This is a genomic window from Enterobacter sp. BNK-29 (assembly GCF_048684785.1).
Lineage (GTDB): Bacteria > Pseudomonadota > Gammaproteobacteria > Enterobacterales > Enterobacteriaceae > Enterobacter > Enterobacter cloacae_M.
Genome location: NZ_JBLQTU010000001.1, coordinates 2,056,390 through 2,070,907, shown reverse-complemented (window position 1 = coordinate 2,070,907; position 14,518 = coordinate 2,056,390). Strand labels below are relative to the sequence as shown.

Here is a 14,518-nt window from a genome sequence, read left to right as displayed (position 1 = left end):
GTAAAACATCCGCAGGGATTAGCCTACTCGTTTCACATCACCCACCAGCAGGATGTAGGAGAGTGCCCCGATCAGCGCCACGACAGAAATATAGACCAGCGCCGGGCCGAAGCCGTAGTCCTGCGCCAGGTAGCCGATGACCAGCGGTACGGTGATCCCGCCCAGCCCGCCGACAAAGTTGAACACGCCGCCGGTCAGGCCAATCAGCCGCATCGGCGCAAGGGACGACACCAGCGACCAGGTGATAGAGGCGAAACCGTTACCGAAGAACGCCACCGCCATCAGGGTCATAATCCACACCGGATCGTTGGTGTAGTTGGCGCCCATGATGCAGGTGGAGATCAGCAACCCGCAGATGATCGGCGTTTTACGCGCCACGCCCAGCGAGTAGCCCTTTTTCACCAGCTTATCGGCCAGCCAGCCGGAGAGCAGCACGCCGAAGAACGCCGCGAGGAACGGCACGGTGGTCATAAAGCCCGCCTTCAGCGCCGTGATGCCTTTCTCCTGGGTCAGGTAGTTCGGGAACCAGGTAAGGAAGAACCACAGCGTGGAGGTCACCGCGAACTGGCCCAGATAAACGCCCACCAGCTTACGATGGAAGACCAGCTTCCAGTCCGCTTTGGTCAGCGGCTGGCGCGCCTCTTTTTTCACCGGCGCATCGCCGTCCACCAGGCCACCGCCGTCGCGGATGTAGTCCAGCTCGGCTTTGGTGATGCTTTTGGTCAGACGCGGCGGCTGGTAAACCTTGAACCAGATCAGCGACCAGACAATGCCAATCCCACCCGTGACGATGAATACCCAGTGCCAGCTCAGCAGCTCCTGGATCCAGATCAGCAGCGGCGTCAGGAACGCCAGGCCGACAAACTGCCCGGAGGTGTAAAAGCCAACGGCGGACGCGCGCTCGTGTTCCGGGAACCAGCTGGTCACCATGCGGTTGTTGGTGGGAAACGCGGGCGCTTCGAACACCCCGGTGATGGCGCGCAGGCCAATCAGCGACATCAGCCCGGTCGCAAAGCCCTGGAACAGGGTCGCCACGGACCAGCCGAAAATGGCGATAAAGTAGGTCAGACGTGAACCCACGCGGTCAAGGAACCAGCCGCCCGGGATCTGACATACCGTATACAGCCAGGCAAACGCCGAAAAGACGTAGCCCATTTCCGCTTTGGTGATGCCAAACTCTTCCTGGATATGGGCCGATGCCACGGCAAGGTTGGCGCGGTCTACATAGCAAATGACCACGGTAATAAAGATCATAATCAGCGTCAGGTAGCGGCGACGCCCGGTTTTTGTAGCGGTAACTGGAATATCCATCGCAATCTGTCTCCAGATTTTGGGCATAGCGAAGCCGCTCACCATGCCCTGTAATTTACAGAGGGTTATATTTTTGTATGTATGATTTTTGCCCGGAGGCTTACCGGGTCTACGGGATGGCGATTACCATTCCGCTACGCTGCCGTCCTCATGACGCCACAGCGGGTTACGCCAGTCCGGCGCATTTTTACTCAGCTCAATGACTTTGGCTTCGTCAATTTCTACGCCAAGGCCCGGCTTCGTTAACGGTTTAAAGAAACCGCCTTCCATGCAGAAGTCTTCTTTATTTTTCACAAAATCGAGCAGTTCCGCGCCCTTGTTATAGTGAATCCCCATGCTCTGTTCCTGGAACACCGCGTTGCGGGAGACAAAGTCGACGTGCAAACAGGCAGCCAGCGCGATCGGGCCAAGCGGGCAGTGCGGTGCCAGCGCCACATCGTAGGCTTCGGCCATCCCGGCAATTTTGTAGCATTCGGTGATGCCGCCCGCGTGAGAGAGGTCCGGCTGCAGAATGGCAATGCCGCCCGCTTCAAGCACGCGTTTAAACTCGAAGCGCGAGAACATACGTTCACCCGCCGCGATAGGAATGTGGGTCTGTTCAGCCAGTTTCGGATAGTACTCGGCCTGCTCGGCCAGCACCGGTTCTTCAATAAACAGCGGACGATACGGCTCCAGCTCTTTAATCAGCACTTTGGCCATCGGCGCGCTGACGCGGCCGTGGAAGTCCAGACCAAACTCAATCTCGTTGCCGAAGGCTTCACGGATTTGCGCCACGGTATTCACCGCCCGGTCCACCGCACGCGAGCTGTCGATAATGCCCATCTCTTCGCAGCCGTTGAGCTTGAAAGTGTCGAAGCCGATGTTGCGCAGCTGCGTGATGCCATCAATCACTTCCGCAGGACGGTCACCGCCGACCCAGCTGTAGGCTTTTATTTTGTCGCGCACCAGGCCGCCCATCAATTGCCAGACCGGCGCGTTCAGCACTTTGCCTTTGATATCCCACAGCGCCTGGTCGATGCCGGCGATGGCGCTCATCAGGATCGGCCCCCCGCGGTAGAAGCCCGCGCGGTACATCACCTGCCAAAGGTCGTTAATGCGCGCCGGATCCTGACCAATCAGGTATTCCCCCAGCTCGTGCACTGCCGCTTCTACGGTACGCGCCCGCCCTTCAATCACCGGTTCGCCCCAGCCCACAACCCCTTCATCGGTTTCGATTTTCAGGAACATCCAGCGCGGGGGTAAACGGTACGTGGTGAGTTTGGTTATTTTCATTTCACTGCCTCTCGATACGCTTTCACAAATGCTGCCGCCTGCTGTGCGGTACGTTCAACGGACTGTCCGGCACGATAAAGATCGCTGCCCAGCCCTGCGCCCACACAGCCAGCGCTCATCCACTGGCCCAGGTTTTCTGGCGTTACGCCGCCCACGGCAAAGACCGGCACGCTGGCGGGCAATACCGCTTTCAGCGCTTTGATGTAGTCCGGACCAAAAGCCGATGACGGGAAAATTTTGAGCGACTGTGCGCCTGCTTCGAGAGCAGTAAAGGCCTCCGTGGCGGTGGCGCAGCCCGGGCAGACGGTCATGCCGTGCCCCACCGCACGGCGGATCACCTCAGGCTGAATATTGGGCGTGACGATAAGCCCGCAGCCCATCTTAGCCAGCCGATCCACCTGCTCAGGCTGTAACACGGTGCCTGCGCCAATCAGCGCCTTATCACCAAAGGCCTTCACCACGGCCGGAATGCTTTTTTCCCACTCGGGAGAGTTAAGCGGGATTTCCACCGCGTCGAACCCGGCGTCAATAACCGCGCCGACGTGGGCTAACGCCTCATCGGGCGTGATACCGCGCAAAATTGCGATAAGGGGAAGATCAGTTTGCCACTGCATGAGCGATGCTCCTTATTCCTGCCTGAAATGCCGTGTCGCCGGATAGCGTTGAAACATCGCGCCCCACGGCGCGAAACGCCTGCTCGTAGCGCGACGTCAGCGATGCGCCTGCGACAATGGTGATGGCCTGCTCGTGCGCGATGAAATCACGCATGCTGGCAACCTCAGCGCCAATCAGCAGGCCGGAAAGAAACTCGCTGACCTGCTCGCGAGGGAGATTTCCCAGCACGTGCGAGGCGCGAACCTCAAAAAGGTGCGGCAAAACATCAGGAGAAGCGATCCCACGTTCAAGCCCGGCAGCAAACGCCTCTGCCGAGGCTTCCTGCTCCGGCAAACCGGCCCCGACCAGCGAATGGTTGAGCAGCAAATGGTGCAGCTCGCCGGTCATCACGGTGCGAAAGTCGTGGATTTGCTCAGCGTCAGCCTGGACCCACTTGCAGTGCGTTCCGGGCATGACGTAGACAGAAGAAGGAGAAAGCGCGCGCGCGCCAAGCAGCTGCGTCTCTTCGCCGCGCATCACGTTGTGGTTGTCGTCGCGAGAAACGCACAAGCCGGGAATAATCCAGATATTGTCGCCAACGGACGTTAACTGCTCGCCAATCGCCGAGAAATGGGCGGGAACCGGCAAATAAGGGGCGATTTTCCACCCTACGTTGCTGCCTACCATACCCGCCATCACTACCGGCGTGGCGCTGTCGCGCCAGCGTTGTGTGACCTCTGCTAACACCGCCTCGGGGGATTTACCGTTCAGGCGCGTCACGCCTGCTTCTGATTGCCTGCTTTCCAGGCACTGCTCGCCCTGATACAGCCAGGCGCGCAGATTGGTCGATCCCCAGTCAATTGCGATGTAGCGAGATGTCATGTGATTTCCTTCAGCCTTCGTGTCGAGCTGGCAATCATGGTAAGTGCCGCCTGCTCTGCCGCATCGCCGTCCTGATGCCGTATCGCATCGAACAGCGCTTTATGTTCCTGGAGCGTTTTCGGCATGTTGGCCTCATCGCCCATCCAGGTACGTTCAAATACTGCTCGCTGTAGCGAGCTGATCGCTACGCTAAGCTGCTGTAATACCGGGTTATGCACCGACTGCAGCACCGCTTCGTGGTAGCGAATATCTGCCTCGTTAAACGCCTCCCGGTTCTGGTTATTGGCGATCATGTCGTTTAAAGCCGACTCGATCTGGGCCAAATCGCCGGAAGTTGCGCGTTCCGCCGCCCAGCGGGCGATGGCCGGTTCAACCAGGTTTCGGACTTCGCTCATCGCGCCGATAAGCCGCGGGTCGTAGTCATTTTCCAGCACCCACTGCAGCACGTCGGTATCGAGATAGTTCCACTGGTTACGCGGGGCAACAAACGCGCCGCGATAGCGCTTCATTTCAATCAGCCGCTTCGCCATCAGCGAGCGGAATACTTCCCGGATGATGTTGCGCGAGGTTTCAAACTCCTCACACAGTTCGGCCTCTGCCGGCAGCGGCGAACCGGGAACGTATTTGCCACCCACAATCTGGGTGCCCAGCGTGATGACGATGCGATCGGTTTTATTGAGTGTCATGGAGAGTCCTTGTGCTCTGTATGTCCATCACTACTTTACCGCGACCGCTGAATTTCACCTCACTTTTGCAGTACAAACGTGAGGGAGTTCGTCTTTGCCATGGCTGTAATGTAGTACAATCATTTAATGTTGTACTACAATCAAGATCACAAAAAGAACAACCCAATAAATTCAGCGCAAAAAAAAGCCCCGGTTGATAACCGAGGCTGATGATTAAAAATAAGCGTTACTGCAGCACAAACTTCTCGATCGCGTAGGCAACGCCGTCTTCCAGGTTGGATTTGGTCACGAAGTTGGCAACTTCTTTCACGGATGGAATGGCGTTATCCATCGCCACGCCCATACCGGCGAATTCGATCATCGCGATGTCATTTTCCTGGTCGCCCAGCGCCATGATCTCTTCCTGTTTAATGCCCAGCGCATCGGCCAGTGATTTGACACCGGTGCCTTTATTGACGCGTTTATCGAGGATTTCGAGGAAGTACGGCGCACTTTTCAGCACGGTATACTTCTCTTTTACCTCCGCCGGAATGCGCGCAATCGCTTTATCCAGGATCTCCGGCTCGTCGATCATCATCACTTTCAGGAACTGCGTCGCCGGGTCCATTTTCTCCGCTTCACAGAACACCAGCGGAATGGTCGCAACGTAGGATTCATGTACCGTGTAGTAGCTGATATCGCGGTTGGCGGTATAGAGCGTATTGCGATCGAGCGCGTGGAAGTGGGAACCCACTTCACGGGATAGTTTTTCCAGGAACAGATAGTCATCGTAGCTCAGCGCGGTTTGCGCAACCGTACTGCCGTCAGCGGCTTTCTGCACCAGCGCGCCGTTATAGGTGATGCAGTAGTCGCCCGGCTGATTCATGTGCAGCTCTTTCAGGTAGCTGTGTACGCCCGCATACGGACGCCCCGTGGTCAGGACCACATTCACGCCCTTTGCGCGCGCCGCGGCGATCGCGTTTTTAACGGCTGGAGAAATGGTGTGGTCTGGCAGCAGCAGCGTGCCGTCCATGTCGATTGCAATGAGTTTGATAGCCATGAGTTCCCCGGAATAAATGAGTGCTGCCTCATGCTAACGCGATTAAGCCCACAAAAATAGAGCTACATTGCGCAACAAAAGCCCCCTTTTACGCTTATCCCGGGGAACAAAGGCTTACTCGCGGGTGAGAACTATTTTACCGAACGCGCCGCGATCGAGGTGTTCAAACGCCTGTTCAAGCTCGTTAAAACGGTAGCGATGCTCGATCACCGGCTTCAGCCCCGTGACGTCAACTGCGCGGACAAAATCTTCCAGCGCCCGGCGGTGCCCCACGCCAATCCCCTGAATGACGGGTGATTTCAGCAGCAGTTCGCCAGCAGAGAGCGTAATCTCCGTCCCGGCCAGCACGCCAATGACGGAGATACGTCCGTGAACGGCAACGGCGCGCAGGGAATGCTTCAGGTTCTCTCCGCCTACGGTTTCAATAATATGGTCGATGCCGCGATCCTGCGTGAGCGCCAGCGTGTTTTCCGCCCAGTCGCCTTTCAGACGGTTGATGCCCTGGCTGGCTCCCAGCTTTTTGGCCAGCTCCAGTTTTTCATCACTCCCCGAGGTGACAAAAACCTCCGCCCCGTGCGCTTTTGCGATTTGCAGGGCGAATATCGCCACGCCGCCCGTGCCCTGCACCAGCACCGATTGCCCGGCGCGCAGCTGGCCGCGCTCCACCAGCGCAAACCAGGCGGTGAGCCCTGCGCAGGGCAGCGTGCTGGCCTCGGCGTCATCCAGAGTCTCCGGGGAGGCCACCAGCGCGCCTTCATTCACAATCACATACTCGGACAGCATGCCCTGAAAGTATCCGCCGGACGTTTTATAGGGCAGATTGCGCGCGTCCGCCTGCGGCTTACCGTCGATCCACTCAGGGAAGAAGGTTGAGATGACGCGCGCGCCGGGCTGGAAGCGCGTAACGCCTTCACCGATGCTGTCCACCACGCCCGCCATGTCAGACGCTGGGGTAAACGGGAAGGAAAGCGGGATGGGCATTGTGCCTTCAACAACCATTTTATCGCGATAGTTAAGCGCAACGGCATTCACCCTTACGCGCACTTCACCCGGGCCCGGCTGTGGGACGGGCGCCTGAGTCAGCTTGAGGTTCTCGCGCCCGAGAGCATCCATGGACCAGCGTTGCATTGTCTCTGTCATTTTATTTCTCCTGCCATCAGATGAGCTTTAGTCCTGACAGTCTACCGTTGACTAAAGGTCGCCAGTGGCGATAAGTTTTCTCTTTATTGACGCCACAATAGATACAATCCATGACCGATACGCTGAAGGATATTCCTGTTTTTGTGGCCGCCGTTGAGGCGGGAAGTTTTGCGCAGGCCGCCATTCGTCTGCATTTGTCACGCTCGGCGGTCGGAAAAAGCATCGCTCGCCTTGAACAACGGCTGGGGGTACGTCTTTTTCAGCGCACCACCCGCAGTCAGAGTCTGACCGATAACGGCGCCCTTTTTTATGAACGCTGCCTGCGCGCGCTGGAGGAGATTCGGAGTGCGGAATCGCTGCTTGAAACGGGGAAACAGCAGGTCAGCGGTCGCCTGCGCATTTCCATGCCGGTGCTGTTTGGTCGCCAGTGTGTCGCCCCGCTGCTGATAGCGCTGGCTCAGGAACACCCCGGGCTTGAGCTGGAAATGTCATTCAGCGACCGCGTGGTGGATCTGGTCGAGGAAGGGTTTGATATGGCGGTGCGTAACGGCACGCTTCAGGACAGCAGCGTGCTGGTCGCCAGAAAGCTGGGAGAACACCGCATGGTGCTGTGCGCCGCGCCGGAGTATCTGCTGAAGAAAGGCCAGCCACAAAGCGTTAATGATTTATCCCAGCATACGGCCATTAACTATTTGAGCGCAGGCAGAGTGTTATCCTGGCAGCTGATGGATAACGAAGGAACGTCGCACACCTTTACGCCCCGATCGTCGCTCAATATGGATGATTTGCAGGCGATCTGCGACGCTGCGCTGGCCGGACACGGCATTGCATGGCTGCCCTGCTGGATGGTCGTCAAAGATATTCACCAGGGTAAACTCGTCCCGCTCTTAAAGCAGGCACCGGATGTGCATTTCAACGTTCATGCCGTGTGGCAGCAGACGCCGCATCTGCCGCTGAGGGTAAGAATAGCGATAGATACGCTGGCGAGCCGTTTACCGTCCGTGATGTCGCTGGATATGCCTGCGCTCACAAAAAAGCCGCGCTAAAAGCGCGGCCAGTTATCGTGCGGTATAACGTCGATTAGATATCGATATTCGCCGCTTTCAGGGCGTTCTCTTCGATGAAGGCACGACGTGGTTCAACCGCATCGCCCATCAGGGTCGTGAACAGCTGGTCTGCAGCAATCGCGTCTTTAACGGTAACGCGCAGCATGCGGCGGCTTTCCGGATCCATGGTAGTTTCCCACAGCTGCTCCGGGTTCATTTCACCCAGACCTTTATAGCGCTGGATCGCAAGACCACGACGAGACTCTTTCACCAGCCAGTCCAGCGCCTGCTCGAAGCTGGCTACCGGCTGACGACGTTCGCCACGTTCGATGAATGCATCGTCTTCGATCAGGCCACGCAGCGTCTCGCCGAGCGTGCAGATACGGCGGTATTCCGGACCGGTCACAAACTCGTGCTCCAGCGGGTAGTCGGTATCAACGCCGTGGGTACGCACGCGAATAATAGGCTCGAACTGCTTATCGGCGTTCTGCTGAATATCGCATTTCCACATGCTGCCGTGCTGCTCTTTCTCGTTGAGATCGGTCACCAGGGCGTTCACCCAGCGGGTTACGGTCTGCTCGTTGCTCAGATCGGCTTCGGTCAGGGTCGGCTGATAAACCAGCTCCTTCAGCAGCGTTTTCGGATAACGGCGTTCCATACGCGTAATCATTTTCTGCGTGGCGTTGAATTCGGACACCAGACGCTCCAGCGGCTCGCCGGCCAATGCAGGGGCGTGCGAGTTCGCATGCAGGGTCGCGCCATCAAGGGCGATCGCGATTTGGTACTGATCCATCGCTTCGTCGTCTTTAATGTACTGTTCCTGCTTGCCTTTCTTCACCTTGTACAGCGGCGGCTGTGCAATGTAGACGTGGCCACGCTCAACGATTTCAGGCATCTGACGATAGAAGAAGGTCAACAGCAGCGTACGAATGTGCGAGCCGTCGACGTCCGCATCGGTCATGATGATGATGCTGTGGTAACGCAGTTTGTCCGGGTTATACTCATCACGGCCGATGCCGCAGCCCAGCGCGGTGATGAGGGTCGCCACTTCCTGAGAAGAGAGCATCTTGTCGAAACGGGCTTTCTCAACGTTGAGGATTTTACCCTTCAGCGGCAGGATAGCCTGGTTCTTACGGTTACGGCCCTGCTTCGCAGAACCGCCCGCGGAGTCCCCTTCCACGAGGTACAGTTCGGACAGCGCCGGGTCGCGTTCCTGGCAGTCAGCCAGTTTGCCCGGCAGGCCTGCGAGATCCAGCGCGCCTTTACGACGGGTCATTTCACGGGCTTTACGCGCCGCTTCACGGGCACGCGCCGCATCGATAATTTTACCCACCACGATTTTCGCGTCGGACGGGTTTTCCAGCAGGTATTCGCTCAGCAGTTCGTTCATCTGCTGTTCAACCGCCGATTTCACCTCGGAAGAGACCAGCTTGTCTTTGGTCTGTGAGGAGAACTTCGGATCCGGCACCTTCACGGAGACAACTGCAATCAGGCCTTCACGGGCGTCGTCACCGGTGGCGCTGACTTTCGCTTTCTTGCTGTAGCCTTCTTTGTCCATGTAGGCGTTCAGGGTACGGGTCATCGCCGCACGGAAGCCTGCAAGGTGCGTACCGCCGTCACGCTGTGGAATGTTGTTGGTGAAGCAGTAGATGTTTTCCTGGAAACCGTCGTTCCACTGCAGCGCCACTTCCACGCCGATACCGTCTTTCTCGGTGGAGAAATAGAAGATATTCGGGTGAATAGGCGTTTTGTTCTTGTTCAGATACTCAACGAACGCTTTGATACCACCTTCGTAGTGGAAGTGGTCTTCTTTGCCGTCACGCTTGTCGCGCAGGCGGATAGAGACGCCGGAGTTCAGGAACGACAGTTCACGCAGGCGTTTCGCCAGAATGTCGTACTCGAATTCGGTGACGTTGGTGAAGGTTTCGAGGCTCGGCCAGAAACGCACCATGGTACCGGTTTTGTCGGTATCGCCAGTAACGGCCAGCGGTGCCTGCGGCACGCCGTGCGTATAGAGCTGACGGTGGATTTTGCCTTCGCGCTGGATAACCAGCTCCAGCTTCTGCGACAGGGCGTTAACCACGGAGACGCCTACGCCGTGCAGGCCGCCGGAAACTTTATAGGAGTTATCGTCGAACTTACCGCCTGCGTGCAGCACGGTCATGATCACTTCCGCAGCAGAGACGCCCTCTTCCGGGTGAATACCGGTTGGGATGCCGCGACCATCATCGGTGACGGAGACGGAGTTGTCCGCATGGATGGTGACCACGATGTCTTTACAGTGACCCGCGAGCGCTTCGTCGATAGCGTTATCTACCACCTCGAATACCATGTGGTGCAGACCGGTGCCGTCATCCGTGTCGCCGATATACATACCCGGGCGCTTACGCACCGCATCCAGCCCTTTCAGGACTTTGATACTGGAGGAGTCATAAGAATTCGACATCAACGTTTCTCGCTCATTTCAACTTGGGTTAATCCGTTATTTTACCCTTTTCCACGGTAAACATCTTCGAATTTTCGTCCGACATGTCTATAACGTGTTCAGCGCTAATGGCGCTGACGAAAACCTGCGACTGCGTGGCTTTTAAGCGGCTGGCAAGTAGCCCGCGCCGCGCGTCGTCAAGTTCCGAGGCAAAATCATCTATCAGGTACAGGCAGCGTCTTCCGCTCTCACGGGTGAGAAACTCTCCCTGTGCCAGGCGCAGCGCACACATCAGGAGCTTGAGCTGCCCGCGCGACAGCGTGTCTTCCACCGGTGCACCGTCGGCACGAATGCGGAAATCCGCCTTGTGCGGGCCGTGCGCGGTGTAGGTCAACATGCGGTCGCGCTCGAAGCTTCTCTCTAACACCTCGGCATAATCCGTCTCTTTCTCCCAGCCGCGCTGGAAGGAGAAGGTGAGAGAGAACTCGGGTAAAAACTGTTTGCAAGTGTCGGCCATGTCTTCGGCGATACCTGCGCTGTATTCGGCACGCCAGTTGCTGATTTGTTCCGCGAGAGGGATTAACTCCATGTCCCACGGACGCAGCTGGGCGTAACGGGTAACCTGGCGCAGCGCGGCGTTACGCTGCTTGAGCAGACGCTTCAGGTTGCTCCAGGCGTTAAAGAAACCGGCTTCGTTGTGAAAGCATCCCCAGTCGAGGAATGCTCTTCTGTATTTGGGGCCGCCGTTGAGTAAAGTAAACCCCTCCGGCGTAATCAGCTGCATTGGCATCAGCAGCGCCAGCTCCGCCACTTTATGGCCGTCGGTGCCGTCGATGCGCACCTTGCTGTCGCCCTGCTTGTCTTTGGTCAGGCCGATGGCGGTTTCCCGCTCCGCCCCCTGCAAACGCCCGTGCAGGACAAAGGATTCCTGCTCGTGGCGAATGACGCGACCAATCTGCAAGCTGCGAAACGCCCGACCGTGGCCGAGCGTATAGATGGCCTCAAGCACGCTGGTTTTGCCGCTGCCGTTTGCGCCAACCAGGAAGTTAAAGCCAGGGGATAAAGCGAGATCCGCGCTTTCGATATTGCGAAAGTCGCGGATCAACAGACGGGTGAGCGACATTACAGTCTCATTGGCATGACAACATAAGCAGCCGACTGTGATGCGGCATCTTCAATCTGTACGCTTGAAACGGAGTCGGTCAGCAGAATGCGCACGTTTTCACATTTCAGCGCATTCAGCACATCCAGCACGTAGCTGACGTTAAAGCCGATTTCCATCTCGGTTCCGGCGTAGGTGACGTCCAGAATTTCTTCTGCCTCTTCCTGCTCCGGGTTGTTAGCGGTGATTTTGATCTGGTTTTCACTCACGTACAGGCGCACGCCGCGGAATTTCTCGTTGGAGAGAATGGCCGCACGGGCAAAGGCCTGCTTGAGGCTGTCGCAGCCTGCTTCCAGCGTTTTGTCCGGATTCTTCGGCAATACGCGGCGATAATCCGGGAAGCGACCGTCAACCAGCTTAGACGTGAAGACAAAATCGCCCACGTGTGCGCGGATGTTATTACTGCCGATCTGCACGCGCAGCGGCGTATCGCCACCGTCGAGCATACGCATCAGCTCAATCACCCCTTTACGCGGCACGATCACCGAATGGTTTGGCAGCGCGTTGCCAACCGGCATAGAACAGACCGCCAGACGGTGGCCGTCGGTGGCTACGGTACGCAGCTCTTCACCTTCGGTTTCGAACAGCATGCCGTTTAAGTAGTAACGGACGTCCTGATGCGCCATGGAGAACTGCGTGGCTTCAATCAGACGCTTCATCGTCGCCTGCGGCAGGGTGAATTCAACTTCGCTCTGCCAGTCGTCCAGGTTCGGGAAGTCCGCAGCAGGCAGCGTGGAGAGCGAGAAACGGCTGCGGCCAGAGCGCACCAGCATACGGTCGCCTTCCAGCTGCACGGCGATTTCAGCGCCTTCCGGCAGCCCGCGGCAGATATCAAAGAATTTACGTGCCGGAACCGTGGTCGCGCCCGCGTCGTGCGGCTGCGTCAGCGTAACGCGCGCGATCATTTCCATTTCCAGATCTGTACCGGTCAGCGACAGCGTACCGTCCGCGACCTGAAGCAGCAGGTTTCCGAGAATAGGCAGCGTTGGGCGGCCACCTAATGGGCCACTCACCTGTTGCAGCGGTTTTAATAAATGTTCACGTTCAACGGTAAATTTCATAGCGTCACGATGATAATGTTCTGATTAGATTGGAAAAATCTTCTTTTATGTCGTGGCTTTCTTCGCGTAACTGCTCAATCTTGCGACAAGCGTGCAGCACGGTCGTATGGTCACGGCCACCAAACGCATCCCCGATTTCCGGCAGACTGTGGTTGGTTAACTCCTTTGCCAGCGCCATCGCCATCTGACGCGGACGCGCCACCGAGCGGGAACGACGTTTAGACAGTAAATCTGCCACTTTGATCTTGTAGTACTCAGCCACCGTCTTTTGAATATTGTCGATAGTGACCAGTTTTTCCTGCAATGCCAGCAAATCTCGCAGCGCTTCACGCACAAAATCGATGGTGATCGCACGACCGGTGAAGTTGGCATTGGCGATAACGCGGTTCAGCGCCCCTTCCAGCTCACGCACGTTGGAGCGCAGACGCTTGGCAATGAAGAACGCCACTTCGCCCGGCAGGCGAATGTCGTTTTCATCGGCTTTCTTCATCAGGATCGCGACGCGGGTTTCCAGCTCCGGTGGCTCGATCGCCACGGTCAGGCCCCAGCCGAAGCGGGATTTCAGACGATCTTCAACGCCGTTGATCTCTTTTGGGTAACGATCCGAGGTCAAAATGATCTGCTGATTGCCTTCCAGCAGGGCATTAAAGGTGTGGAAAAACTCTTCCTGCGATCGTTCTTTATTGGCAAAGAACTGGATGTCATCGATGAGCAGCGCGTCAACAGAACGATAGTAGCGTTTAAACTCTTCGATCGCATTGTTTTGCAGGGCTTTTACCATGTCCTGAACGAAGCGTTCGGAGTGCATATACACCACTTTGGCATTGGGCTTGCGCGCCATAATGCCGTTACCCACCGCATGCAGCAGGTGCGTTTTACCCAGACCCGTGCCGCCATAAAGGAACAGCGGGTTGTAGGCCCCACCGGGGTTATCAGCAACCTGACGAGCCGCCGCGCGCGCCAGCTGGTTCGACTTACCTTCAACGAAGTTATCGAACGTATGTTTCACGTTAACGTTAGAGCGGTAGGTTGGCTCAGCCGGTGCGGGGACATTATCCCAGCCCTGACGAGCGGGTGCGACGCGAGGGGCCGGAGCAGGTGCGGCCTGAGCAGGCGCTGCTACGTTCACGGTTTCACGGACGGTTTGGGTGACCGGCTTTGTGCCCACTTCAAAGCGCAGCTGCGGGGCATCTGACCCGCAGAAATCGTTCAGCAGTCCATTGATGTTATTAAGGTACTTGTCCCTTACCCAATCGAGCACAAAACGGTTTGGCGCATACAAAGCCAGCGTGTTATCGCTCAGTTCCGCCTGCAACGGGCGGATCCACATACTAAATTCTGTGGCTGGTAACTCATCCTGCAATCGGGCAAGACACTGCTGCCAAAGCGAAAGTGACACGGCGGACTCCACTCGAACAATAAAAGAAAACTATTGAATATTCATGATTGTTGGCGCACATCGACATGACCCTGTGCAAAAGGGTGATGTGCGAACCGCTATCTGCGGTTATACACTTCATCGTTCAAGCCGTCTCTGCGTTGGCTGCACTTGCTCGCCCCAGTCACGTACTTGTGTACGCTCCAGAGGACTCGCTCCTTTGCCGCCTTGATACAGCGTGAACGATTTTGTGTCATACCCGGCCAGGATCGCTGGATCCCGATCGGGACCGCGGATCATAGCCTAAACTGAGCCAGAGATCTTCTGTTTCTCACAGATTCTTCCCGATTTATCCACAGGAAGATCCGGAACCGGATAAGTGTAAACGATCCTGGCGCCAGTGCCCCACGATTTAGTCCGCATATTGGAAAAATTAATGAGCACAGACAATTTATTGCTTAAATGATCTAACGAAGATCCGGGACGATCCTTGCGCTTTGTTGGCGAGGCCGTATAATCCTC

The 14,518-nt window shown here is 56.9% G+C and carries 12 protein-coding genes; 1 reads left to right on the top strand and 11 read right to left on the bottom strand.

Annotated elements, in window-relative coordinates; all coding sequences use genetic code 11:
• Nucleotides 1-18: 18 nt before the first annotated feature.
• The 7 genes from ACMGGX_RS09880 to ACMGGX_RS09850 form a co-directional block, all read right to left on the bottom strand.
• Complete coding sequence (locus ACMGGX_RS09880) at nucleotides 19-1,356, bottom strand: MFS transporter (protein ID WP_348562064.1); 1,338 nt, start codon at nucleotides 1,354-1,356, stop codon at nucleotides 19-21.
• Between the two features lie 78 nt (nucleotides 1,357-1,434).
• Nucleotides 1,435-2,583, bottom strand: coding sequence for a galactonate dehydratase (dgoD, locus tag ACMGGX_RS09875; protein WP_126797243.1), 1,149 nt, complete (start codon nucleotides 2,581-2,583; stop codon nucleotides 1,435-1,437).
• Nucleotides 2,580-3,197, bottom strand: a complete 618-nt coding sequence (locus ACMGGX_RS09870; RefSeq protein WP_325760662.1) for a 2-dehydro-3-deoxy-6-phosphogalactonate aldolase — start codon at nucleotides 3,195-3,197, stop codon at nucleotides 2,580-2,582. Before ACMGGX_RS09870 ends, dgoD begins: the two co-directional genes overlap by 4 nt.
• On the bottom strand, nucleotides 3,181-4,059 hold the full coding sequence (locus ACMGGX_RS09865; RefSeq protein ID WP_348562063.1) for a 2-dehydro-3-deoxygalactonokinase: 879 nt from the start codon (nucleotides 4,057-4,059) through the stop codon (nucleotides 3,181-3,183). Before ACMGGX_RS09865 ends, ACMGGX_RS09870 begins: the two co-directional genes overlap by 17 nt.
• Nucleotides 4,056-4,745 carry a D-galactonate utilization transcriptional regulator DgoR gene (dgoR, locus tag ACMGGX_RS09860; RefSeq protein WP_003861109.1) on the bottom strand — a complete coding sequence of 230 codons (690 nt, stop codon included), beginning with the start codon at nucleotides 4,743-4,745 and terminating at the stop codon, nucleotides 4,056-4,058. Before dgoR ends, ACMGGX_RS09865 begins: the two co-directional genes overlap by 4 nt.
• 226 nt (nucleotides 4,746-4,971) lie before the next feature.
• Nucleotides 4,972-5,784, bottom strand: a complete 813-nt coding sequence (gene yidA / locus ACMGGX_RS09855; protein WP_023309809.1) for a sugar-phosphatase — start codon at nucleotides 5,782-5,784, stop codon at nucleotides 4,972-4,974.
• A gap of 114 nt (nucleotides 5,785-5,898) precedes the next feature.
• Nucleotides 5,899-6,924 carry an NAD(P)-dependent alcohol dehydrogenase gene (locus ACMGGX_RS09850; RefSeq protein ID WP_348562062.1) on the bottom strand — a complete coding sequence of 342 codons (1,026 nt, stop codon included), beginning with the start codon at nucleotides 6,922-6,924 and terminating at the stop codon, nucleotides 5,899-5,901.
• Nucleotides 6,925-7,034: 110 nt separating this feature from the next.
• Between ACMGGX_RS09850 and ACMGGX_RS09845 the strand changes: the two genes are divergently transcribed.
• Nucleotides 7,035-7,970 (top strand): LysR family transcriptional regulator, encoded by a 936-nt coding sequence (locus ACMGGX_RS09845; RefSeq protein WP_348562061.1) that lies wholly within the window; start codon nucleotides 7,035-7,037, stop codon nucleotides 7,968-7,970.
• Nucleotides 7,971-8,004: 34 nt separating this feature from the next.
• On the opposite strand, the gene gyrB is transcribed toward ACMGGX_RS09845, so the two are convergent.
• The 4 genes from gyrB to dnaA are packed head-to-tail and all read right to left on the bottom strand — an operon-like array spanning nucleotide 8,005 to nucleotide 14,017.
• Nucleotides 8,005-10,416 (bottom strand): DNA topoisomerase (ATP-hydrolyzing) subunit B, encoded by a 2,412-nt coding sequence (gene gyrB / locus ACMGGX_RS09840; RefSeq protein WP_181594078.1) that lies wholly within the window; start codon nucleotides 10,414-10,416, stop codon nucleotides 8,005-8,007.
• A gap of 28 nt (nucleotides 10,417-10,444) precedes the next feature.
• On the bottom strand, nucleotides 10,445-11,518 hold the full coding sequence (recF, locus tag ACMGGX_RS09835; RefSeq protein ID WP_023309805.1) for a DNA replication/repair protein RecF: 1,074 nt from the start codon (nucleotides 11,516-11,518) through the stop codon (nucleotides 10,445-10,447).
• Nucleotides 11,518-12,618 (bottom strand): DNA polymerase III subunit beta, encoded by a 1,101-nt coding sequence (dnaN, locus tag ACMGGX_RS09830; RefSeq protein ID WP_063440113.1) that lies wholly within the window; start codon nucleotides 12,616-12,618, stop codon nucleotides 11,518-11,520. Before dnaN ends, recF begins: the two co-directional genes overlap by 1 nt.
• Nucleotides 12,619-12,622: 4 nt before the next feature.
• Nucleotides 12,623-14,017 carry a chromosomal replication initiator protein DnaA gene (gene dnaA, locus ACMGGX_RS09825; protein WP_010426558.1) on the bottom strand — a complete coding sequence of 465 codons (1,395 nt, stop codon included), beginning with the start codon at nucleotides 14,015-14,017 and terminating at the stop codon, nucleotides 12,623-12,625.
• Between the last annotated feature and the right edge of the window lie 501 nt (nucleotides 14,018-14,518).